General features: G+C 65.5%; 20 protein-coding genes, 1 tRNA gene, 1 other RNA gene and 2 pseudogenes. 11 read left to right on the forward strand and 13 right to left on the reverse strand.

Features of this window, described 5'->3' with window-relative positions; translation table 11 throughout:
• Positions 1 to 2: 2 nt before the first annotated feature.
• From G6N16_RS01540 to G6N16_RS01560, 5 genes are all read right to left on the reverse strand, one after another.
• Positions 3 to 2,231: a DNA polymerase III subunits gamma/tau gene (locus G6N16_RS01540; protein ID WP_083033173.1), complete on the reverse strand. Its 2,229-nt coding sequence runs from the start codon at positions 2,229 to 2,231 to the stop codon at positions 3 to 5.
• A 255-nt stretch (positions 2,232 to 2,486) separates the two neighbouring features.
• Entirely contained in the window at positions 2,487 to 3,776 is a 1,290-nt protein-coding gene (locus tag G6N16_RS01545; RefSeq protein WP_083033175.1) for an aspartate aminotransferase type Ic, read from the reverse strand.
• A gap of 33 nt (positions 3,777 to 3,809) precedes the next feature.
• An RNA gene (gene ffs, locus G6N16_RS01550) (signal recognition particle sRNA small type) lies at positions 3,810 to 3,904 on the reverse strand.
• A gap of 57 nt (positions 3,905 to 3,961) precedes the next feature.
• Positions 3,962 to 4,354 (reverse strand): type II toxin-antitoxin system VapC family toxin, encoded by a 393-nt coding sequence (locus G6N16_RS01555; RefSeq protein ID WP_083033176.1) that lies wholly within the window; start codon positions 4,352 to 4,354, stop codon positions 3,962 to 3,964.
• Between the two features lie 4 nt (positions 4,355 to 4,358).
• A complete protein-coding gene (locus G6N16_RS01560) occupies positions 4,359 to 4,622 on the reverse strand; it encodes a type II toxin-antitoxin system Phd/YefM family antitoxin (RefSeq protein WP_083033185.1) in 264 nt (87 codons plus the stop codon).
• 42 nt (positions 4,623 to 4,664) lie between these two features.
• Here G6N16_RS01560 and G6N16_RS01565 point away from each other — a divergent pair.
• The 4 genes from G6N16_RS01565 to G6N16_RS01580 all read left to right on the forward strand — a co-directional run bounded on the left by G6N16_RS01565 (position 4,665) and on the right by G6N16_RS01580 (position 7,921).
• Positions 4,665 to 4,750: transfer RNA gene (locus G6N16_RS01565), tRNA-Ser, on the forward strand.
• 112 nt (positions 4,751 to 4,862) lie between these two features.
• A complete protein-coding gene (locus tag G6N16_RS01570; protein WP_083033178.1) occupies positions 4,863 to 5,654 on the forward strand; it encodes a lipid uptake coordinator LucA in 792 nt (263 codons plus the stop codon).
• A gap of 73 nt (positions 5,655 to 5,727) precedes the next feature.
• A complete protein-coding gene (locus tag G6N16_RS01575; RefSeq protein WP_083033179.1) occupies positions 5,728 to 6,804 on the forward strand; it encodes an NAD(P)H-dependent amine dehydrogenase family protein in 1,077 nt (358 codons plus the stop codon).
• Between the two features lie 49 nt (positions 6,805 to 6,853).
• Positions 6,854 to 7,921, forward strand: coding sequence for a S1C family serine protease (locus G6N16_RS01580; RefSeq protein ID WP_407663612.1), 1,068 nt, complete (start codon positions 6,854 to 6,856; stop codon positions 7,919 to 7,921).
• A gap of 164 nt (positions 7,922 to 8,085) precedes the next feature.
• Here G6N16_RS01580 and G6N16_RS21915 read toward each other — a convergent pair whose 3' ends face one another.
• On the reverse strand, positions 8,086 to 8,220 hold the full coding sequence (locus G6N16_RS21915; protein WP_264026810.1) for a hypothetical protein: 135 nt from the start codon (positions 8,218 to 8,220) through the stop codon (positions 8,086 to 8,088).
• A gap of 221 nt (positions 8,221 to 8,441) precedes the next feature.
• Here G6N16_RS21915 and G6N16_RS01585 point away from each other — a divergent pair, with 221 nt between their 5' ends.
• Together G6N16_RS01585 and G6N16_RS01590 are read left to right on the forward strand one after the other, a co-directional pair.
• On the forward strand, positions 8,442 to 9,137 hold the full coding sequence (locus tag G6N16_RS01585; protein ID WP_163787727.1) for a peroxiredoxin: 696 nt from the start codon (positions 8,442 to 8,444) through the stop codon (positions 9,135 to 9,137).
• A 55-nt stretch (positions 9,138 to 9,192) separates the two neighbouring features.
• Positions 9,193 to 9,717, forward strand: a complete 525-nt coding sequence (locus tag G6N16_RS01590; RefSeq protein WP_083031542.1) for a DUF2202 domain-containing protein — start codon at positions 9,193 to 9,195, stop codon at positions 9,715 to 9,717.
• A gap of 132 nt (positions 9,718 to 9,849) precedes the next feature.
• On the opposite strand, the pseudogene G6N16_RS21675 reads toward G6N16_RS01590, so the two are convergent.
• The 4 genes and pseudogenes from G6N16_RS21675 to G6N16_RS01610 all read right to left on the reverse strand — a co-directional run.
• A pseudogene (locus tag G6N16_RS21675) lies at positions 9,850 to 9,966 on the reverse strand (ATP-dependent DNA ligase); the annotation flags it as partial.
• Positions 9,967 to 10,035: 69 nt separating this feature from the next.
• Positions 10,036 to 10,218 (reverse strand): annotated as a pseudogene (locus tag G6N16_RS01600) (ATP-binding protein); the annotation flags it as partial.
• Between the two features lie 23 nt (positions 10,219 to 10,241).
• Positions 10,242 to 11,360: a DUF4062 domain-containing protein gene (locus G6N16_RS01605; protein ID WP_083031543.1), complete on the reverse strand. Its 1,119-nt coding sequence runs from the start codon at positions 11,358 to 11,360 to the stop codon at positions 10,242 to 10,244.
• Entirely contained in the window at positions 11,357 to 11,923 is a 567-nt protein-coding gene (locus G6N16_RS01610; protein WP_133052945.1) for a hypothetical protein, read from the reverse strand. Before G6N16_RS01610 ends, G6N16_RS01605 begins: the two co-directional genes overlap by 4 nt.
• A 337-nt stretch (positions 11,924 to 12,260) precedes the next feature.
• On the opposite strand from G6N16_RS01610, the gene G6N16_RS01615 reads away from it, so the two are divergent.
• Complete coding sequence (locus tag G6N16_RS01615; protein ID WP_133052946.1) at positions 12,261 to 12,989, forward strand: DUF1889 family protein; 729 nt, start codon at positions 12,261 to 12,263, stop codon at positions 12,987 to 12,989.
• A 10-nt stretch (positions 12,990 to 12,999) separates the two neighbouring features.
• Here the strand turns inward: G6N16_RS01615 and G6N16_RS01620 are convergent, their stop codons facing one another.
• Positions 13,000 to 13,161: a hypothetical protein gene (locus tag G6N16_RS01620; RefSeq protein ID WP_163787728.1), complete on the reverse strand. Its 162-nt coding sequence runs from the start codon at positions 13,159 to 13,161 to the stop codon at positions 13,000 to 13,002.
• Between the two features lie 206 nt (positions 13,162 to 13,367).
• Between G6N16_RS01620 and G6N16_RS01625 the strand changes: the two genes are divergently transcribed.
• Both G6N16_RS01625 and G6N16_RS01630 read left to right on the forward strand, forming a co-directional pair.
• Entirely contained in the window at positions 13,368 to 14,441 is a 1,074-nt protein-coding gene (locus G6N16_RS01625; protein WP_083031548.1) for a DNA polymerase domain-containing protein, read from the forward strand.
• 151 nt (positions 14,442 to 14,592) lie between these two features.
• Positions 14,593 to 15,390, forward strand: coding sequence for a hypothetical protein (locus tag G6N16_RS01630; RefSeq protein WP_133052947.1), 798 nt, complete (start codon positions 14,593 to 14,595; stop codon positions 15,388 to 15,390).
• Positions 15,391 to 15,634: 244 nt separating this feature from the next.
• On the opposite strand, the gene G6N16_RS01635 is transcribed toward G6N16_RS01630, so the two are convergent.
• The gene (locus G6N16_RS01635) at positions 15,635 to 16,099 is read right to left on the reverse strand and encodes a hypothetical protein (RefSeq protein WP_133052948.1); all 465 of its coding nucleotides are present in this window, start codon (positions 16,097 to 16,099) and stop codon (positions 15,635 to 15,637) included.
• A gap of 15 nt (positions 16,100 to 16,114) precedes the next feature.
• A complete protein-coding gene (locus G6N16_RS01640) occupies positions 16,115 to 19,231 on the reverse strand; it encodes a type I restriction endonuclease subunit R (protein WP_083031582.1) in 3,117 nt (1,038 codons plus the stop codon).
• 661 nt (positions 19,232 to 19,892) lie between these two features.
• Between G6N16_RS01640 and G6N16_RS01645 the strand changes: the two genes are divergently transcribed.
• Together G6N16_RS01645 and G6N16_RS01650 are read left to right on the forward strand one after the other, a co-directional pair.
• Positions 19,893 to 21,295, forward strand: a protein-coding gene (locus G6N16_RS01645; RefSeq protein WP_110810879.1) for an IS3 family transposase whose coding sequence is annotated in 2 segments (ribosomal slippage) — positions 19,893 to 20,234 and positions 20,237 to 21,295 — 1,401 coding nt in all. Because the reading frame shifts where the segments join, the coding sequence is not laid out codon by codon here.
• 59 nt (positions 21,296 to 21,354) lie between these two features.
• On the forward strand, positions 21,355 to 22,410 hold the full coding sequence (locus G6N16_RS01650; protein ID WP_083031552.1) for a hypothetical protein: 1,056 nt from the start codon (positions 21,355 to 21,357) through the stop codon (positions 22,408 to 22,410).
• Positions 22,411 to 22,562 lie beyond the last annotated feature (152 nt).

A 22,562-nucleotide genomic window follows, 5' to 3' on the forward strand; every position in this document is an offset into this window, starting at 1 on the left:
TCTCAGCCGTCGATACGGCGGGCGCCGAGCTCGTTCTGCAGCAGTTCCAGGGCGACCTCTTCGGGATCGCGCCGTGGGCCCGGGTTGGCGTCGTCGGCTGCGGCCTCGGCGATCATGGTTTCCTCCTCGGCGCGGCGCCGCGACGCCTCGGCCTGCTGACGCTCCTCGGCCGATGGTTGCGACGGGGCCCGCCGCGCTGGTTCGGGGACCGCCGGCGCCGCGCTGCCGACTTCGCAGCGCACCCGCCAGTCCACGCCGAGCGCATCTTTGAGCGCTTCCCGGATCACATCGGTGTTGCGCTGTTCGGACAGCCGTTTCGCCAGCGGCGGCGACTCGTGCATCAACACCAGGGTGCCGTCTTCGATACTCCGCACGGTGGCACCGGACAGCATGACCTCGGTGGTGCGGCTGCGGGCTCTTACCTTGTCGCGCACCGTCGTCCACATGCTGCGCACGGCGGAGGCATCGGGTTCCGCGGGCACGGCGGTGGGCCGCGCCTGGGCCGGTTCCGCCGGTGGGGCGGCCGGGACGGATGCAGCGGGCTGCGCAGGCGGGGTCGGCGCAGCGGGCGGTGCCTGGACGGCCGGCGCGGGGCGCTCTTGAACCGGGCGTTCCGGTACGGGGCGTTCCGGCACTGGGCGTTCCGGCACCGGGCTGGTCTGCGGCGGGCGCGGGGTGGCCCGTTGGGTTTCGGCGCCCCAATCCGGCGGTGCGGACTCGTCCTCGGGCGGAGCCTCGTCCGGCGGAATGTCGGCATCCGCGGGAGCCGGCCGCGGCGCGGGTTGCGGCGGCGCCGGCTGGGCCGGTGGCGCTACCGGTGGCTGGGGCGCACTGCTCACCTGCGGCTCAGCGGGCGGGCGAGGCACCGGAGCGGACTCGGCAGGCGGGGCGATCTGCGCAGGCTGTGCGGGCGGTGCCGATTGCGCCGCGGCGGCCGGCGGGACTGCCGTGGCCGGGGCAGCGGGAGCGGGAGTCTCGGCCGCTGGGCGCCGGCTCGGCCGGGAATACTGCTTGGCCGCGCCGATCACCCCGTCGCCGGCGGGCTGCGATGCGGCGATCTCGCCGGCCGGGACCGCCATGTCCAGCCGCATCTCGACGCGTTCTAGGCGCTGCAGCAACGCTGCCTCGGTGTCGGCGGCCGACGGCAGCAGCAGTCGCGCGCACAGCACCTCCAGCAGCAGCCGAGGGGCGGTCGCGCCGCGCATCTCCCCGAGCGCGGCGTGCGTGACCTCCGCGTAGCGGGTCAGTGTCGCGGTCCCGATCCGCTCGGCCTGGGAACGCATCTTGTCCAGCTCGTAGGCCGGAGCCTCCACCACGCCCCGCGCGGCGGCATCCGGAACCGCCTGCAACACAATGAGGTCCCGGAATCGTTCGAGCAGATCGGTAGCGAACCGGCGTGGGTCGTGACCGGCATCGATCACCGACTCGACGGCCCCGAACAGCGCCGCCGCGTCCGCGGCCGCCAGCGCCTCGACGGCGTCGTCGATCAGCGCGATATCGGTGGCGCCCAGCAGCGCGAGCGCCCGCGGGTAGCTGACGTGGTCGTCCTGGGCGCCAGCCAGCAGCTGGTCCAGCACGCTGAGCGTGTCGCGCGGGGATCCGCCGCCCGCCCGGATCACCAGCGGGTATACCGCCTCGTCGACCCGGACGTCCTCGGCCTCGGTGATCTTCTCGATCAGGGTGCGCATCGTGCGCGGTGCAAGGAGCCGGAACGGGTAGTGGTGGGTACGCGACCGGATGGTCGGCAGCACCTTGTCCGGCTCGGTGGTGGCGAACACGAAGATCAGGTGCTCGGGCGGTTCCTCGACGATCTTGAGCAGCGCGTTGAAGCCCGCGGTGGTCACCATGTGGGCCTCGTCGATGATGAAGATCCGATAGCGTGACTGCGCCGGCGCGTAGAAGGCACGGTCGCGCAGTTCCCGGGTGTCGTCGACGCCGCCGTGGCTGGCCGCGTCGAGCTCGGTGACATCGACGCTGCCGCCGCCGTTGGGTGCCAGCGACACACACGAATCGCACACCCCGCACGGGGTCGGCGTCGGGCCCTGCGCGCAGTTCAGCGAGCGGGCCAGGATCCGGGCCGATGAGGTCTTCCCGCAGCCGCGCGGCCCGGAGAACAGGTAGGCGTGGTTGATCCGGCCCGCACCCAGCGCCGTCGACAGCGGTTCGGTGACGTGCTCCTGGCCGATGACCTCGGCGAACGTCGCCGGACGATATTTACGGTAGAGCGCCACCCAAGCAGGCTACCGACTGGCGCCGACGACCGGTGTTCCGGGAATCACAGAGCCGCGCGCCGGGTGCATCAATGCAACACCGGTGGTCGCCGACAACCGGATGATCCGACTATCGGCCGCCGTAGGTGTTCTCCCGATACACCTACGGCCGAACGCAGTACCAAACCGTGACGAACCAGCCGCTTCGTTTGGATTATCCAAACGAAGCGGCTGGTTCGTCAACATTTGGTACTGCACCCACGGCACGAGCGGGCGTCAGCGGTCCAGCAACGCCTCGGTGGCAGCCAGCAGGGCCGAAGTAGCCAGGCCGTCGATGGCGTTGCGCAGGTCCGGCAGGGACGGGAAGCTCGGCGCGATCCGGATATTGGTGTCCTCGGGATCCCGCTGGTAAGGGAAGGAGGCGCCCGCCGCGGTGACCGCGATACCGGCGTCCTTGGCCAGCGAAACCGTGCGCTTGGCCGTACCGGGCAGCACGTCGAGGCTGACGAAGTAGCCGCCCTTGGGGTCGGTCCAGGACGCCACCTTGGAATCGCCGAACCGCTCCGCCAGAATCTCGGCGACCAGGGCGAACTTCGGCGCCAGGATCTGCTGGTGGGCCAGCATGTGCCGGCGCACCCCGTCCGCGTCGCCGAAGAACCGCAGGTGCCGCAGCTGGTTGACCTTGTCCGGGCCGATCGTCTTCTTCCCGGCGTACGAGCTGTACCAGGCGATGTTGTCCTTCGAGCCGCCGAAGAACGACACCCCGGAACCGGCGAAGGTGACCTTGGAGGTGGACGCGAAGACGTACGGCCGGTTCGGGTAGCCGGCCGCGGCGGCCAGACCGAGCACGTCGACGGGCGCGACGAACTCACCGGTCAGCGTGTGGATGGGGTACGCGTTGTCCCAGAACAACCGGAAATCCGTTGCGGCGGTGGGCATCTGGGCCAGCCGCTGCACCTTCTCGGCGGAGTACACCACCCCGGTGGGGTTGGCATAGACCGGCACGCACCACATGCCGCGGATCGCCGGGTCGGCGGCCACCAGCGATTCGATCAGGTCCAGGTCGGGGCCGTCGTCGAGCATCGGAACGGTGATCATCTCGATGCCCACGGTCTCGGTGATGGCGAAGTGCCGGTCATACCCCGGCGACGGGCACAGGAACTTCACCCCGGTGCCGGCGCGCAACTCGTCGACCCAGGGCCGGGGCGAATCCACCCCGCCGTGCAGCAGCGAATACATCACCGTGTCGTGCATGAATTCCAGGCTGGCGTTGTTGCCGGCGATCAGGTTCGACACCGGGATGCCGAGCAGTTCGCCGAAGATCGCCCGCAGTTCCGGCAGCCCGTGCAGGCCGCCGTAGTTGCGGGTGTCGGTGCCGTCCGCGTCGCGGAAGTCGCCCGGGCCGGGCAGGCCCAGCAGCGCATCGGAGAGATCCAGTTGCTCCGGCGACGGCTTGCCGCGGGTCAGATCCAGCGACAGCTTCTTGGCCTGGAGATCGGCGTAAGCGAGGCGCAATTTTTCGTGTTCGGCCTGCAGTTCAGCGCGGCCGAGGGAATGGAATGACACCGGGGGCCTCTCGCCGGAGGGGGCACGAAGGACGTCAGGGGACCCCGCGCACCCGCCAGAGCCCGTTGACCCTTGCTGCCTTCCGGCCCTGGGGGAGTTCACAGGATGGACGCCGCGCGGGGTCCATCGCAGAGTGTAGTACGACCCCCGCAGGGCCACCCTCCACCGACCCCGGGGCGGCCGGTTCAGTTCGGCGCAACCACCGCGATGCCGTGCGCCCGCGCGGCGTCGGCCATCCGGTCGTCGTAGGTGATCATCCCGGCCAGGTCGTCGCCGAGTTCCAGTGCGGTCGCCACGTGCACGGCGTCCAGGCTGCGAAAGAGCATGGGGTCGAGGTGACCCGCCGCCTCGAACGTCGCCGTGCTCGGGGTGATGAGGGCGAGCCCGTCGAGCACCGCCCGGGCTGCCACCACGCGGTCCAGCGCAACACGTCGGACCGCCCGCAGCAGTTCGGTGCGCGTCAGTTCGCAGGAGACGAGATCGGAATCGGCCTCGGCGATCCAGGCGGTCAGGGCGCTCGTTTCCGGCTCGGCGACGACCAGCTTGACCAGTGCCGATGTGTCGAAGTAGTAGGCCACCGGATCAGTAGCGCTCGGCGTCGCGCATCGCGGCCAACTCGGCCGTCAGGCTGGGGCCGGGGCTCGGCGCGGGGAGCTCCCGGATGTCGCGGCGCGGGGGGCGGGCCCGGCCCGAGGCCAGCAGGCGCTGCAGCGGCGAGGCGGGCAGCGGGGTGAGCTGCGCGACGGGACGCCCGCGGTCGGTGACGATGATCGTCTCGCCCGCGGCGGCCTCGGCGACGACGGCGGAGGCGTTCTGTTTGAGGGCCCGGATCCCCACCTCGGTCATGTGCTTCATTGTAGCTCAATGTGCTGCGCTAGACTCTGCGGCGGAGGATTCGCCTAGTGGCCTATGGCGCTCGCCTGGAACGCGGGTTGGGTTAACAGCCCTCAGGGGTTCAAATCCCCTATCCTCCGCACCTGATCCGGGTGCCCGCAGATGCGTTCAGTACCGTTGCGGGCACCCGGATCGTTTTTGTCGCGGCCACCGCGGCGCCGGGCCGGTGCCGACGTCCGCCCGAGGAGGAATATGACGCGCAGGCTGTTCGTCGTCTGGCACACGCTGACCCTCCTGATCGCCGCGGTGTTGTTCTTCCTGTTCACGCTGCCGCGCTGGTGGGAGTTCGCCGGCAGCGTGTCGCACACCACCGGCACCGTCCTGCGCATCGTGACCGGAGCGCTGGTGGCCTCGCTGGCCGCCCCGACGTACCTGGACCTGGTGCGCGTGCGGCGCCCGGAACTGCGGACCCCGCAGCTGTCGCTGACCCTGCACTGGTGCTCGATCGTCGGGAGCGCGCTGTCCGGGTTGACCATCGCCGGGATCGCCGTCGCCGAGATTCCGGTCCCGCTGGAGAAGGCCGGGGCGTGGTTCTTCGCCGGGTACGCCGGCGCCGCCGCCGCGGCACTGCTGGCCTCGCTGGCCTTCTACCTGGCGTTTGCCGCCGAGACGGCGCCGAAGGTCAAGCCGATCAAGCCGCTGAAGGCGGGCCTCACCTCCGGCTCCGACGACTCCGACGACGCCGAGTCCGTCGACGACGAGACAGAGCGCGGGGCCGGCGACACGGCCGCCGAGCTTGTCGTGGTGGAGGTCGATGAGGTCGACGTCGTCGTCGTGGAGGACGCCGACGGCAACCAGGAGGTCGTTGTCGCGGAAGCCCACGAGGTGATCGTGGTGGAGAGCCAGGAGCCCACCGCAGAGGAACCCGGGGAGAAACCCGAGGACGCCCCGGTGTCATCCTGGAAACCCGAGGAAACCGAGGCCAAGGCCGACAAGCCCGCCGGGAAGACCCGCCGGCTGCGCAACCGCCGCCCCCAGCGCTGAAGCACCCCGGCGGACAAGCGTCGCCTCCGCCGAAACCGCCCACCGCTGCGCATCACCCCGATACGCTGAGCGAGTGCTCAACAATTCCCAGCGCACCGCCCCGTACCGCGTCGTGCAGTGGACCACCGGAAACGTCGGCAAAAGCTCGGTCAAGGCCGTGGCGGCCAACCCCAACCTGGAGCTAATCGGCTGTTACGCCTGGTCACCCGACAAGGCTGGGCGCGACGTCGGCGAACTCGTCGGCATCGAACCGCTCGGCGTGACGGCCAGCAACGACGCCGACGCCCTGCTCGCGCTCAAGCCCGACGTCGTCGTCTACAACCCGATGTGGTGCAACGCCGACGAGTTGGTGAAGATCCTGGAATCCGGCGCCAACGTGGTGGCCACCGCGTCGTTCATCACCGGCCACAACCTCGGCGCCGACCGGGACCGGATCATCGCGGCCTGCGAACGCGGCGGGTCGACCATCCTCGGCTCGGGCATCAGCCCCGGCTACATCGAGCTGCTGGCCATTGTGTCGGCGATGATCTCCGACCGGGTCGACAAGGTCACCGTGACCGAGGCCGCCGACACCACCTTTTACGACTCCCCCGAGACCGAGAAGCCCGTCGGCTTCGGCCGCCCGATCGACGACCCGGAGCTGCCTGCGATGACCGCCAAGGGCACCGGGGTGTTCGGCGAGGCCGTCCGGCTGGTCGGCGACGCTCTGGGCGTCGAGCTCGACGAGGTGCGCTGCGACGCCGAGTACGCCCAAACCACCGCCGACCTGGATCTCGGTTCGTGGACCATCGGCGCCGGCTGCGTGGCCGGGGTGTTCGCCTCGTGGAAGGGCATCAAGAACGGGAAGACCCTGGTGGAGCTGACCGTCCGGTGGCGCAAGGGCCAGACCCTGGAGCCGGACTGGAAGATCGACCAGGACGGCTGGGTGATCCAGGTCGACGGCCGCCCGACGGTCAAGACGGTCGTCAGTTTCGCCCCGCCGGCCGATTTCGCCGCCGAGACGCTGGCCGACTTCATGGAGATCGGCCACATCATGACGGCCACCCCGCCGATCAATGCGATCCCGGCCGTCGTCGCCGCAGCTCCGGGTATCGCCACCTACAACGACCTGCCGCTGACGCTGCCGTTCGGGGTGGCGGCCATCGGCTGATACTCCCCGGTAACGCCGGGGCCCGATTCGCCGACAGACAGACATGGTCGTGAACGAACCTCTCCGTCGACGGCTGCCCAAATGGCCGGCCCTGATCGTGGCCGCGCTGCTCACCGTGGCGGCCCCGCTGGCCGCGCCCGCGACGGTGCACGCCAACCCGACCACCCAGGTCGACGCGAACGTGGTCGCCGCCCAGGTGGAGCCCGGGCTGGTGCAGATCGACACCCTCAACGACTTCCAGGGCCTGGTCGGCAACGGCACCGGCATCATCCTGTCGTCCGACGGGGTGGTGCTGACCAACCACCACGTCGTGCAGGGCGCGAACTCCATCAGGGCCACCAGCGTGGCCACCGGCCAGGTGTTCGACGCCGACGTGCTCGGCTATTCGCGCACCAACGACGTCGCCGTCATCGCCCTGCGCGGCGCGGCGGGTCTGCCGGTCGCACCGCTGGGTTCGTCGTCGAGCCTGGCGCTGGGTGACGCGGTGCTGACCATCGGCAACGCCAACGGCACCGGGCACCCGCTGACCCGGGAAACCGGCAAGATCACCAGCCTCAGCCGCGTGGTCGACGTCTCCGACGAGACCACCAACACCTCCCACGAGATGGGCGGGCTGATCGAGTCGTCGACCAACCTGCGCGCCGGGGATTCCGGTGGCGCGCTGGTCAACACGGCGGGCCAGGTCGTCGGCATGAACGCGGCCGCCACCATCAACTACCGCCTCGACGGCGGGTCCGATCCCGCCGGCGAGGGCTTCGCGATCCCGATCGACAAGGCCGTCGCCCTGGCCAACGAGATCCGCTCCGGCGCCGGCACCCCGTATGTCCACATCGGGCCGTCGGCGATGATCGGCATCGGCATCGACGCCGGCGGGCGTAACCGGCCCGACGGGCTGCCCGTGCGGTCGGTGCTGCGCGACGGACCCGCGGCCCAGGTCGGGCTGGTGCCCGGTGACACGCTGCGCGCCATCGACGGGACCCCCATCGACTCGGCAAATACCCTGACCGGTCTGCTCGACCAGCGCCACGGCGGCGACGTGGTCACCATGGAGTGGACGGATCGTTCCGGGACGCCGCAGAGCGCGGCGGTCACCCTGGTACCCGGCCCGGTCAGCTGACCGGATCACTACAGGTTCCGAGCAACAGCGGGACCGCCGCCGCCGTCGGCCACCACGGTCAGGCCGACGGGCTCCCCCTTTGCACCCACGGGTCCGGCGCCCTGGTCCGAGGCCGATGCCCGGGGTTCGACGACGGGTTCCTCCACTCTGGGTCTTTCGGTGTCCTAGTCGACGAACTCGTAGCGGTAGCCGCGATCGGAAGCGGTCGCCGCGCAGTGCGCGCGCCCGATGGCCAGGGCGGGGGTGGCCGTCGGCAATTGCAGCGCGGCGGCGCCGGCGATTCCCTGGTAGCGGGTCATCACCGCGGCGGCCCGCGCTGGTTGCGGTGTGGCGCGACGGCGGGGGGATCGGGGTCCAGTTCGTCTTCGCAGAGTCGGGAATATACCCCCATGGGTATCGGTTCTTGATGGTGTCACATCAGACATGCGGGGACTGTCAGTGGCGATCGCCAAGGATCGACCGGCAGTCCCGCCCGAGAGGACCACGACAATGACTGCCACCGAGGTACCCCGTCACGAGCATGCCGCGCATCGGTGAGCCCGCACCGGCTTTCACCGCTACCACCACCCAAGGCGAGGTCAATTTTCCGGCCGACTACGCCGGCAAGTGGGTGATCTTCTTCTCCCATCCGGCGGACTTCACCCCGGTATGCACCAGCGAGTTCATGACCTTCGCCGCGATGCAGCAGCAGTTTGCGGCCTACAACACCGAACTGCTGGGCCTCTCCGTCGACGGCCTCTACAGCCACATCGCCTGGTTGCGCTCGATCAAGGACAAGATCGCCTACCGGGACATGAAGGACATCGAAGTCACCTTCCCGCTCATCGAGGACATCTCGATGAAGGTCGCTCACAAGTACGGGATGATCATGCCGGCCGAACACTCCACCGAGGCGGTGCGCGCAGTGTTCGTCATCGACCCCAAGGGTGTCATCCGCACGATCCTCTACTACCCCTTGAGCACCGGCCGGAATGTCGATGAGGTGCTGCGCGTGGTCAAGGCGCTGCAGACGGCAGATCACTTCGGGGTCGCGACGCCTGCGGACTGGCAGCCCGGCGAGCGGGTCATCGTGCCGCCTGCGGGCTCGTGCGGGACCGCGAAGGAACGCATGGAGGGCCAGGCCCGCGACGTCGAGTGTGCGGACTGGTACTTCTGCACCAAGGACATCCCCGCCGACGAGGTCGAGGCCGCAATCCGGGTGAAGGACGGCGCCTGACCGGAGCCCCACCCGGTGTAGCGCCCGACCGACGGACAGGAACGGAAGCGATCGAATGAACATGGACGACAACCCGGAACCGACGGCCGTCGGCCCCCTGTCCGACGGCGAGCGGGCCGATCTGGTCCTGATGCGAGAGGAGGAACGCCTGGCACGCGATCTGTACCTGCGGTTCCACCAGGCCTGGGGTGTGCCGATCTTCGGCAACATCGCGGCCAGCGAACAGCGGCACTACGACGCGGTCGGGCGGTTGCTGGCGCGCTACGGTGTCCCGGACCCGTCAGTGGGGCGTGGGCCGGGTTCGTACGCCGACGCCGAACTGCAAGCCGCCTATGACGGCTGGCTGGCCCGGGGTCTCTCCTCGGTCGAGGATGCGTACAAGGTCGGAGTCGAACTCGAAACCGGCGACATCGCCGACCTCTCGGCGGCCACAGAAGGCAGTGACGAAGCGGTCCTCCGGAAGGTGTACGGAAACCTGCGGGCCGCCTCCGAGAACCATCTGCAGGCGTTCCAAGCCCGGCTATCCGGCGGGCGTATGGGATGCGGCGGAGGTTGGCGCCGGCGCAGGTGGGGCGCCTAGCCCGATCCGCTGACCGAACTGAACGGTGCTGCTGCTCAGGGACTTTCGATTGAGTTATTCGCCTCGCCCCAGTTCTCGCGACCTCTTTGCTGGGGCACCCGCGCGGATCGACTGAGATCGGGCGTTTGCCACTCAGTTTTTTCCGGTCGGGTTTCCCTCCGCATCCCAGTGCGCGGCGACCTTCTTGCTGGGCTGCACCCGCGGCGGCTCCCCCGGCATCTTCGGATAGTTCGGTTCTCCGGGTAGTTCAGGGCTGTGCGATTGTGTCGGCTCCGGCTGAATCCTGAACAGCCTGCTCCGGCTGAATAGTGAGCAGGTTTACGGGGTAGAGTCTGCCTGACGATCGGCTTCCACGGAGGGCAGTGTGTCGATCGCGGTGTGTTTGATGCGGTAGCTGGAGCCTTTGAGCGCGATGACGTCGGCGTGGTGGACGATGCGGTCGATCATCGCCGAGGCGATGGTGGCTTCTCCGAAGACTTGACCCCAGCGGGAGAACGGCAGGGCGATTTCGTCGCCCTGGCGGATCAGCGGTGTAGGTGGAATGCCTCAATCAACCGGCGGCTCAGGATGCCACCGACCTCAGGCGCGCCGGCGTCGAGCGCGGTCACCGTCACTAGTTCGTCGGGCTCGACCCGTAGCGGCTGGTCCGACAGCTTGAGAAGTTGCGCCGAGCGCCGCGGCATATCGGACACTTTGCCGATCGACAAGGTGCTTACCGGCGCGACACCAACGGCGATCGCGACGTGCGCTGACGAGATCGCTTGCGCGTGGCTGATTAACCGCAGCAAGCTCGCGATCTGGAGGGGTAGTTGTGTGGGATCGAGAATCGACCCAAGCCCGTCGCGGGGTAGCGACGCCCACGCCGACACTTGGCCGCTGCTGCTGATGCGCAGTCCCAGCGTTCGTCCTTCAGCGGCGGAATTCCACCCTGTGGGAGGTTCGTCCCCGAACGCCAGATAGATCGCATCCTGCGCAGTGCGCGTATCCAAGCCAGCGCGCTCATCAACCAAACCGCTACGCCGCATGCGGCCGGCCAACGCATCCCCCACTAGGGCGAGGGCCCGCGCTGATAGCGGAGCTCCAGGCGACGGAAGCACATGGACTTCGAGCGTGGCCGGAGAGAATTGTTGCCCATGGCCGCCCAGTGCAAATTGGTTGCGCCACTGGATTACCGGCGCCTCAGTCATTGGTGTGAAGTTGAGCGGCCCGCTGGTCTCGGCAAGTTCCCGGACCTTGCCTGCCACCTTAGTCTGCAACTCCGCGGTGGAGCTGAACGTGTCGCGAAACACGCCTGCTCCGTAGTCCTCGATCTCCGCGACGAACGCAGTCTGGTCGGCGTCCAGTTCCACGTCCGCCTTGCGGTAGACCACGCGCGGCATTCCTGCCACCGTCGCAGCCATCCATTCATCGTGGGTGGCGGACTGTCCGGTGTCTTCGAAGACATGGCCGTAATGAGGCCCGACGAGCAGCACATAGGCGTCGGAGCTTTGGACGCCCGCCAGGCACGCTTCCCGGCTCGGCACTGTCTGTGCGGTGAAGTCCTCAAACTGGACCGGCGTATGGCCGATCGCAGTGATCAGCCCGGGCAGGGCGTCGCGCTCCTCTTCAAGCCCTCGCCGGACGCTACTGATGAACACCCTCATTCGGATCCTCCCGTCATGACCGCCTGCCGCGCGGCGGAGACAAACTCCTCCCAGCGCTCTCGTTTGGCTTGGTCGTCGAACATGGTGTCGATGCCGACGCTCACCGAGGACCGACCAAAACCGATCTCGATTTCCAGTGGCGTGAAGTCTTCAGCGAAGTCTCCGATCGGCCCAACTCCGGAATGGTGGTACACCCGCATCACGGCGAAAGACGACGCGGTGCGCAGCGGCAGCATTCGAGCGGTCAGCGCCTTCGGCTCGACGGGCGGCTTTGAAACGGTCCGGGGTTGTCGGCGCTGCCGGTCTTCGATCGCGTCGTAGCGGTCGGCGTCGAAAGTCGCTTCGACCTGTGTCAGCCCGGACCGCGTGAGCGCCCAGATTCGCCAGGTCGCCGGAGCCTCCGAGTACTGAGCATGGGACGCCGTGATCTGCTCAACATCACCGACGACGGCGGCAAGCGTCAGCATGACGACGTTAGGCGCAATTCTAGAGCCGGGACCTGGGAAGTTGGCGGCAGTGGCGTGGCGTATGGCCGTCCGCCACTGGGCCTCGGTGAGTTCCATGATCCCCCTCTGCTCGGATCGCCAACGCTACCGCCGGCCACCGACAGATCCGCCCCGGGGCGACAGAGTGGCGGTGGATGTCTTACGCGCGTGACGGCCATGGTGGCGAGGTCGCTCTGCGTGACCTCGCGTTCTCCGGCCACAGCAGCGACGGCTTAAAGGTCAGAACTCACCACGCCCGGCATTTTCTATTCAGCATCCTGCGGGCGTTTTGGGCCTAGCACCTCCTCCACCGAGGTCGACGCTGCCGAATCCCATTACCGGCATGCGCAGATGACGCGAGTTTGGCCTCAACCGAAACTGAAGATGTGTCGGTCAGCTCGTGCATGATGAGGCTATGTTTGGGCGGACAGAACGCAATTACCCGAAGGCGCTGACCGCAGGCCCCGATCACGGCGACCAAGGCCTTCGTGATGGGCTGCGTTGGCTGATGAAGAAGGTCTCTGAGGTCGGCGGAGCACCGTTGATCGTCGCGCCAGGCCGAGCCAATGTGGACCATAATTCGCTGCTGTCTGAGTTCGTCAAGCGCACCGGAGTCACGGTGGCGACATGGCGCAGCCGGCCGCGCGAGTGGCACGGTGGCCCGGTGCTGGCCGCCTGGCCGACACGGGAGAAGCTCGGCGAGATCGCTGATGATCCTCGGACGGCGGCGCTGTGTGTCGTCCCCTGGGGGAAGGGCGAAGTCGATGCTTGGGCGGCTGCAGAATCGCCGGAACTTCTCGGACCGGCGGCTGTCACCGAGAGTGCCGAGCTCGATCCGGTGATTGTCGAAGGTCTGAAAACGCTCACCGCCATGGTGAACATGGGAAACAACCTCGCTGGATCACTGGACCATCGCGACGCAGTGGCCGTCCTGCGAACGCTCAAAGACGGCGGCTATCGCCTGTTACCGGACGCGATCTACTCCTGGGCAATCCGCAACCAATGGTCCGCGCAAGGCGCCGAACGGCTGCGTGAACTCGCCGCCAAGTTTGAGGCCGGGAAGCGGCCTCCACTCAAGGGCGGCTACCCGTTGCGCTCAGACATCCTTGGCGTTTGGCGACGCGAATCCACGCAAAACAGATGACGCTGCGTACTCACTCCCCAATTCTCAAGCTCTTGACACAGGAAGCGCAGAGGGCGCGTTCGGTGTCGTCGGTGCTGGCATACATGGCGTCGAACAGTTCCGAGGTTCCGTCGGCGCTGCCGGGCCAGAAGTAGTCGTGCAGGGTGCCGAGCTTCTCTTTGATCTGATGCACCACGCAGTCGGGGTCGAGGCGGGCCAGTTGCCATCAAACAAGCACCGGTCGCATCTCGGCAGATCAGCTCGTGCGCGAGCCGGCCGGGACAACGAGATCTTCGAATCGGTCCAGGATTGGACGCGAGGTGCACCGATTGCCTGGAGACCGCGAGAGTGCAAAGTGGGAGACTGGAGAGCAACCGGGCCGACGGATCCGAGGTAGCGATGGCAAAGCAGGGAAATGTCGAGGTCCAGGTCGAACCTGAGGGAAGAATGACCCGGACGGTAGAGGTCTCGCACGCCTCTCGAGTGATCTTTCCCGCGACTGAGACCACACGGGCGATCACCAAACTCGACATGGTCGAGTACGTGGTCAAGATGGCAGACCCGCTTCTCGGCGCACTCCGCGATCGACCGACGACGCTGGAGCGCTGGCCCAATGGGGTGCAGCCCGGGATGCACGTTGGCCGAGGAAAGGACGCGGCTGGCTTCTATCAGAAGCACCTACCTCGGTCGGTCCCCGACTACGTACAGGGCGTCGAGATCACTTTTCCTTCAGGCCGCACAGCGATCGAACTCTGCCCGACCGAACCTGCGGTGCTCGCGTGGTGCATGCAAATGGGGACGATCACGTTTCATCCATGGCCCGTCCGACGCACGCAGAATCCCGACTCCCTGGACAAGCCTGACGAGCTTCGAATCGATCTGGATCCCCAACCTGGAATCCCGTTCGGCGAAACCGTCCGCGTCGCTCTCAAGGCTGGCAATCTGCTGAACGCCCTCGGAATGACCGGGTTCTGCAAGACGTCCGGCGGGCGCGGCGTGCACATCTACGTACCGATCACCCCTGACTGGAGCTTCGACGACGTACGCCATGCCGCGATCGCATTCGGCAGGGAACTCGAGCAACGCGATGACGGGGTAACCACTCAGTGGTGGCGTGAGCTGCGCGGTGATCGCGTGTTCGTCGACTTCAACCAGAACTGCCGTGACCGGACAATCGCCTCGGCGTGGTCGCCGCGGGCTCGGGAGGGCGCACCGGTATCTACGCCGCTGACTTGGGACGATCTGGCTGGCCTAAGCGACCCCCGTGAGCTGAACGTGCTCACGGTCCCCAGCAGATATGAGAACAAGGGCAACCCATGGCAGGACATGGACGCGAAGCGATGCACCATCAATCCTCTTCTGGACCTCTGGAACACCAATCCAGCCGAGATGAATTTCCCGCCTGACTACCCAAAAATGCCTGGCGAGCCAAAGCGCGTCCAGCCAAGTCGTGACGCGGATCGGCCACACTAGCCGGTCGGTCATGACGACAGAAGAAGACGCCCGCGGGGCCAGTGCGCCAAGGACCGTCGATAGCCAATAGGTGTTGCGGGCGCTTACGAGGATCGAGGCGGAGCGACTTGTCAACCCGCTTTACGAACCGCACGAATGAGAAGATGCCTCAATGTCGAGCACATCGGGTCAGCCCGTCCTGCTGGGATCCTTGCTGGCACCGTATAAGGCCTGGCAGGAATACTCAGAAGATACCGAAGCACTCATTCATCTCACGCACGAAGGGTTCCGGCATGTGTCTCTGCGTCCGCAAACCCTGCATCTACTGGGTTACACGGATGAAGAGATTCAGCCAGACAGGTGGAAAGCCGGTAAAGCGGAAGGCGAGATTCGGGCGGGCTTCCCTACGCTCCACGCTCATGCACTGCTCGGACTGTGGGGAGCATTTGAACGATTCGTGGAGGATACGTTTACGGCTTTGATTGTCGCGCAGCCAGAGCTCCTCGAGGGTGAGAGGTTCGCGAGGATCAAGCTCTCCATGAGGGCTGCCCTTGCATCCGGAGAGGAACGCGCTCAGGCAGTGCTGTACGAGATCACGCGAAACACGAGCGGACCAAAAAAGCTGGGAGTGAACCAGTTTGAGGATCTACTGGACCACTTGTCACTGAGTGGAGAGGTACCCGAGAACGTGAAGGATTCAGTGTTTGCTGCTCAGCAAGTACGGCATGTGTGGGCACACCGTGGGGGCGTAGCGGACGCCCAGTTCGTGGGGAGATACCCCACCCGGGCACAGGTCGGCGAAAAGCTCATGATCGATATAAGCGAGTTCTCGCGGTACATGCACGGGTTGCACATGTACGGATTGGTCATTGTTAACCGGTACCTGAAGGAGATCGACGAGCCCCCAGTCTTGAAAGAGTGTCGCGGCTACGAGGGCACATGGGAGAGTATCGGCCTGTCCGGCAAGTAGGGGTTCTCGCCCCGGAGGCCTAGGCGCACGAACAGGCTGCGCCGCGGGCAAGCGAGGCAGGCTCGGAGTTGCGATCGCGCCTGGCCTACAAGAATCAGTCGCGAAGGACGACCGGCCTTAGCCTCAGCCCACCGCACGAATAGGCACGGCGCGTCTGCCCATCGTACACACGACCGCGCGCGACCAGGTATGACTCGGCTACTAAGGTCTCAAATTACGCGTTGAACTCAGTGTCCGGCCAAGTTCACGGCTTCGTTCGGACTGCCGCCTTGAGCGCCTCCAGGGCAGCGCAGAGCCGAACAACATCTGGCTGATCTTTGTCTGCGAAGAACTCACCGTCTGGCCCCTGGGGTCCGACTTCATTGACATTCCAAGCAACGCTTTCCCATGCCTCTACGAGCCCATCGAATGCATGCGAAACTTCCACCGGCGCAACGAGATGCAGTTTCGCTCGTATGAGGATCTCGTCCGGATGGGGTGCGTACGAGCGGCTTCCCCTGTAGTAAGGCTCGGTTGTCAGGTTGTTAACGCGGACTTCGACGTACTGCGCGTAGGTAATCGCGTCGACGTACGCCGCATACCTCCGCTCATCCAGTCGCGCCGCCTCTTCTCGCCTGCGAGTGAAATAGTTCTGCAGCCACGGCACGGCGAGGGTTCCGATGGTCGCCGTACCCAAACCGGCGATTGCGATTGCCGAGGTTGTGTCCATCCTCCGTTGTCCCCTTCAACGCTCGGTCGTCGCGCTCTCTGCCGACACAACTTGGTAGAACCACTTCGCGATGTCAGAAATGAGGTGGTCCCGGCCGGGGGCGTTGGTGAAGAAGTAGTCGCTCATCTTCTCGTGCGCCCCGTGATTGTCGGCGACGGCACCGGTGACGGCATCGTCGAAGTCGGGGGATTCGATGAACTGCTTGGCGGTGTTCACCTTCGCCTGCTGAACCAGTGCTTGATTCGCCAGCAGGGTGCTCAGCAACGACTCCACAAACGATTCCTTCTGCGCCTTGGTGAAGTCCTCGGAGCCGAAGAGGTCGTTGAGCCGGTCGAGGACTTGCTGCAGCGCGACCATGGTGGGGTCCCGTTTCTCCCCAGACCCGGCGGCGGTGACACCAACCAGGCCGACGCGGGCGCTGAGGCCGATGTCGACCCTGCCGCGGTCAACTTGGGTGACTTTCTTGAGCACCACATCGGACAGGTCGATCGGCGCGGTGTAGTTGTCCGGGCGGATGACCCGTTCCAGCAGCCGCAGGTAGGTCTGTTTCTTCTCCAGCTCGGGGTCGCCGTAGTCGATGATCTGGGACATGAAGTCATAGAGCCGCACGAACGTTCCGACGTCCTTGCGGAACATGTCCAGCTCATCGAGTGCGGCCTTGTCACCCTCGCCGCCATTGTGGATCAACGCCGCATGGTAGCAGTCGGCGAAACGCTTCTTGCCCGGGTCCACCGCGGCCCAGAGAGCGTTGTTCCCTTTGCCTTTCACATATGCGTCGGCGCACTGGTCGATCTCGGCTTGGGTGTAAATGCCGGCGGTGTCGAGCTTGGCCGACAGGTCGTGCACCAGGTTCGGGTCGGTCTCGGTTTCCAGGTACGCGTCGGTGTAGTACGGCTCGAAGGCCTCTTGGATCGCGGTGGGTTCGTTGACGAAGTCCACCACCTGGGTCATGCCCGCGTCCTTCTGCACCCCCGACGGGGTGCGGTACGTGCGGTTGAGTCGGGACAGGGTCTGCACGGCGGTGACCCCGGACAAGATCCGGTCGACGTACATGCCGCACAGCAGCGGCTGGTCGAACCCGGTCTGGAACTTATTGGCGACGATCATGATCTGGCGGTCATCACCAGCAAACGCGGTCCGCAGATCCCGTACCCCCGGATTCATCGTCGTCTCGGAGAAGTCATCCGGCCCGGACTCCGGGTCATGCACGGTGCCGGAGAACGCGACCAGGGTGCCGTAGCCGTAGCCCTTCTTCGCGATGTAGTCGTCAATGGCGAGTTTGTAGCGGACCGCGGCCTTGCGAGAGTCGGTGACGACCATCGCCTTGGCGTGCCCATCCAGCAGCGGTGCGACGTTCTCCCGGAAGTGCTCGACCATGATCGCGGCCTTCTGCGAGATGGTCTGCGGGTTCAGCTTCACCCACCCCATCACCGCCTTGGTGGCCTGGGACTGGTCCACTTCCTCGTCGTGCTTGACGTTCTGCCCGATCTGGAACGCCAGCTTGAACGAGTGATACCCGGTGAGCACATCGAGGATGTAGCCCTCCTCGATCGCCTGCTTCATCGTGTACGCGTGAAACGGCGCCGGCGGCTCATCCGGTGAAGGCCTGCGCCCGAACAGCTCCAAGGTTTTGGCTTTTGGGGTGGCGGTGAACGCGAAGTAGGAGATGTTCGCCGACGCCGCACGCTCAGTCGCCTCCGCGGCCAGCACCGCCTCCACATCGATCTCCCCGCCATCATCGATGACTTTCAGTTCCTCGGCGGTCAAGACGGCCTTGAGCTTGGAGGCGGTCTGCCCGGACTGCGAGGAGTGCGCCTCATCAGCGATAACCGCGAACGTTTTCCCCTTCAGCCCCTTGTTCTTCCGGATCTCCTCCATCGCGAACGGGAACGTCTGAATCGTGACGACGATGATCAACTTGCCGGCCGTCAACGCCTCCGCCAGCAGCCCCGACTTCGAGCCGCCGGCTTTGGCGGCCTCATCCCGGTCGATCGCGACGACGATGCCGGCGTCGTTGTCGACCTGCTTAATCGCATCCTGCAGCTGGGCATCCAACACATTGCGGTCGGTCACCACGATCACCGAGTCGAAGACCTTCTCATCACCGACCTGCAGCCTGGCCATCCGGTGCGCGGCCCAGGCGATCGAATCGGTCTTCCCAGAGCCGGCCGAATGCTGGATCAAATACCGCTTCCCCACCCCCTCGTCGGTGACCGCTGCGGTGAGGTTGCTGACGGCCTCCCACTGATGAAAACGCGGGAACCGCAGCGTCGCCGACTTACTCGTCATCCCGCTGATCGGATCGGTGCGCGTCTCGTGCTTGATGTACATCAGCCGGCCCAGGATGTTCAGCCACGCGTCACGCTGCCACACCCGCTCCCACAAATACGACGTCCGAGAACCATTCGGGTTGACCGGGTTGCCCGCACCGCCATCCTCACTGCCGCGGTTGAACGGCAGGAAATGCGTCTTCTCCCCCGCCAGCCGGGTCGTCATCCACACCTCATCGTTGGACACCGCGAAATGCACCAACGCCCGCGCCCCCGAAACGAACAACGGTTGCACCACACCAGTGGCGGGGTCCTTCGGCAGCCGGGTCGTCTTGTACTGGGTGATCGCGTCCGCGACCGTCTGGGTGAAATCCGTCTTCAGCTCCGCCGTCGCGACCGGCAGGCCGTTGACGAAGAACACCAGATCCACCGACCGCTGATCGGAGGTGGAGAAATGGACCTGGCGCATCACCCGCAACCGCACCGCCACATAGTCAGCGTTGCGCTTGACGTTCAGCGTCGACTCCGGCTTGAACACACACATCTGAAACTTCGCCGCCAGATGCGAAAACCCCTTGCGGAGCAAATTCAGGGTTCCGCCACCGCTATCCAACGGAGTGTCAAGGACTTTCACGACCCGGTCCAGCAGCTGGGCCTGCTGCTTTGCGATGTCCTTCGACCCGGGCTTGACCACCTTCTCCAACTGCTCCGGCTGCGTATCGGCCAACCAACCCAGCACATCCTCCGGAAACAGGGCCCGCTCACGGTCATAGCCGGCGTCGTTCGGGGAGTACAACCAACCGTGCGCTGCCAGGTGCTCAGCGATCTCCCGCTCGAACTCCACCTCGTTGTGCTGCGCCACGGTGCGAACGTTATCCCAGGTGAGCACGGGGCCGCGGCAACGCAGCACGGTGAAACTGACTGGTCTAACAACCCGGTGGAGCCTCCCGCGCCGCGTTGTTGACGACAGTTGGAGCTCAAAGGCGATTAGTTGAGGAAGTGGCCAGGTTAGTTGACTTACGACGTCCGAGGAGGTTGACAGTTGAGGAACGCGAGCATGGCGGCACCTAGCAGTCGTCCATTCGATAACACGTTCGAGTCACGCGGTTTCGCAGCGGCGCCACTGGCGGTCATAGTATGAGCAAAACGGCCCTTAGTTGACGCACATGCCCGTTTAGTTGAAGATGGGCGCTCCCTATGTTGAACTTGTCTGGTGACGCTGCCGTTCGATAACGACTCCCTATCGCTTGCCGCGCAGGAGGCGATACTCCACACGATCTTCAGGCCATCCGCGCCGACAGAAGACCGTGACATGTTCAAGGGCAGAACCGCTGAGCTTGGCGGTGTCATGAGCGCTGTCCAACAGCTTGGGCAGCATGTGATCGTCTACGGGGAACGCGGGGTCCCTGCATGTCAAGGTGAGTTGAGTCCAGTGGTTCATAGCAACCCGCCTGCAGGGCGAGATACGGATCAACCCGAAGATGACGATTTCCAGCCTGGCTTCCGCCGGGGAGAATGCGCACATGGATTCAACACGTCCACGTGCTGGTGGCCCGCAGCGGCGGCGCTCGTTTAGCCCGGCCGACAAGCTCGCGCACCTGGCCGCCTACGAACAGGCCTGCGAGACCAATGATGGCGGTGGTTACCTGCGCCGTGAGGGCCTGTACTCCTCGCTGATCAGCGAATGGCGCAAACAGCGCGATGCCGGCGTCCTGGACGGCAAGCCGGCCGGGGCGAAGGTCGGGCGACTCACTGCCGAGCAGGTTGAGATCGCCCGGCTCAAACGCGAACTCGATAAGACGAACAAGCGGCTGACGACCACCGAGGCGGCCTTGGAGATCATGGGAAAAGCACACGCGCTCTTGGAGAGTCTCTCCGAGAGCGCGGAGCCGGACAACAAGCCGACGAAGCGCTGATGGACGCCTGGAATGAGCTACGCACCCACGGGGTCAGCACCCGGGTTGCGGCGGTGTTGACCGGCATGCACCGCTCGACGGCGTTGCGGCGGGCCAAGCCGGCTCCGGCGCCGCGCGATCCGGTGGCGCGGGTGCCGGTCAACAAGCTCACGACCGCTGAATGCGCGCGGGTCCTCGACGAGCTCAACAGCGCCCGGTTCGTCGACACCACCCCGATGCAGGTGTGGGCCACGCTGCTCGACGAGGACACCTACCTGTGCTCGATCTCGACGATGTATCGCATTCTGGGCGCCCACAAGCAGGTCAAAGAGCGACGTCGGCTGGCTCGCCACCGCAAGGCGGTCTGCCCGGAGTTGGTGGCGACTGCACCGCGGCAGGTGTACTCATGGGACATCACCAAACTGGCCGGCCCGGTCAAAGGCGTCTACTACGACGCCTACGTGATGATCGACATCTACTCGCGTTACATCGTCGGCGTGCACGTGCATGCCCGCGAATGCGGGGTGCTGGCCAAGGAGCTGATGGAGCAGATCTTCGGCACCTACGGCATCCCGCACGTCGTGCACGCCGACCGGGGCACCTCGATGACCAGCAACAGCGTCGCCGGCCTGCTCGCGGAGCTGGGAGTGACCCGTTCGCATTCGCGACCCAAGGTCTCCAATGACAATCCCTACAGCGAGTCGTGGTTCAAGACCCTTAAGTACGCGCCGACATTCCCAGATCGCTTTGAATCCATCCACCACGCAAGAGATTTCATGGACTCCTTCGTGGCCTGGTACAACCACGAACACCATCACAGCAGCATCGGTCTACACACCCCCGCAGACGTGTTCTACGGCCTGGCCGCCGTCAAGGACACCCAGCGACGGATCGTGCTCGCCGACGCCCGAGCACGCCACCCGCAGCGGTTCGGTCGCGATCACGCACCCAAGATCATCGACCTACCCGAGGCGGCCGCGATCAACCCACCCAAACCAACCGAACAGGAGGACCAGACGGCAGCCGCATAACACCCGTTGGACTCAAACATCTTGACAAATTCCGGGTAGGCAAGACATCGCTGGCCTACATGGCCCGCGACGCCTTTTACCAGGCGTCCGCCAACTCAGGCGTCGCGATACGGCTTCCCTGCGGGAAAGACGACGACTTCGCCTCAGTGTGGAAGATGCTGACCCCCCACCTCCAGTCGTACCTGGACCTCGCTCCAGCGGACGTCACCGAACGGCTTCAGGCAGCGGTGGACAAATACGAAGACATCGTCGAGATGGCCGACGCGGTGACGCCGGATTGTGTGGCGCGCGGCCTCAAGGTACTGGCCAACTCCGTGCCTTTGGTGGTGATCCTGGACGAGTTCGACCGGATCGGAGCCTGGGACGACACCGTCTTGTTCGCAGATCTGATCAAGATGTTGTCCGACGACCTCGTCAAGTGCACGGTCTTCATCGTCGGCGTCGCCGACAATGTCGCGGGACTACTCGCCGGCCACGCCTCGATCGACCGCGCACTGCGCCAGGTTCATATGCCGCGCATGCGCCCCGAAGAGCTCCACGATGTTGTCGTCGGCGGATTCGACCGGCTAGAGACGCTGAGCGGGGTACGCATAACGCTCTCACCTGGAGCTATCAACGCGATTGTCAAACTATCGCAGGGCTTCCCGTACTACACCCACCTGCTGGCTGGATCAATCGGCGAACTTGCGCTCCGCAGCAAGAAGTATAACGTGACTGAGTACGACGTGTTCGCGGCATTGGTACGAGCAACCAGCGAAGCCGCTCACAGCATTCGCGTTGCATACACCGACGCGGTCGCATCCGTTAAACCTGCTCAGTTTGGTCTAACTCTGCTGGCCTGTGCGCTCGCTGAAGTCGACGAGCTAGGCTTCTTCGCGCCTGCTAACCTGCGTGAGCCCCTCTCCGAGCTCTCGGGCAAGGTGCGGACCACCCCAAGTTATCTAGCGCACCTTAAGAGGTTCGCTGATGCTCCGCTCTACATCCTCGATACCCGCGGCGAGGGCCGGAAATCTCGCTACAGGTTTCACGACCCGCTGATGAAGCCCTTCGTAATGATGAAAGGTCTCAACGACGGCATCATCAAGTTCCCCATGCCAGACGACTCCGAAAGCTAGGTGCCGTCCTAGCTTGCGTAGCTCCCTATTTGAGAGCGAGTTGGCGTTGAACTCCAGTGCGGCCTCAAACTCAATGAGCAGGCCATCGCCGCCGATGTCAACGTCGTGGTTCACCGCGGAACTGGATACGTCCAGGAGTCGGACTTCCAGCT

The organism is Mycolicibacterium insubricum, assembly GCF_010731615.1.
Taxonomy (GTDB): Bacteria; Actinomycetota; Actinomycetes; order Mycobacteriales; family Mycobacteriaceae; genus Mycobacterium; species Mycobacterium insubricum.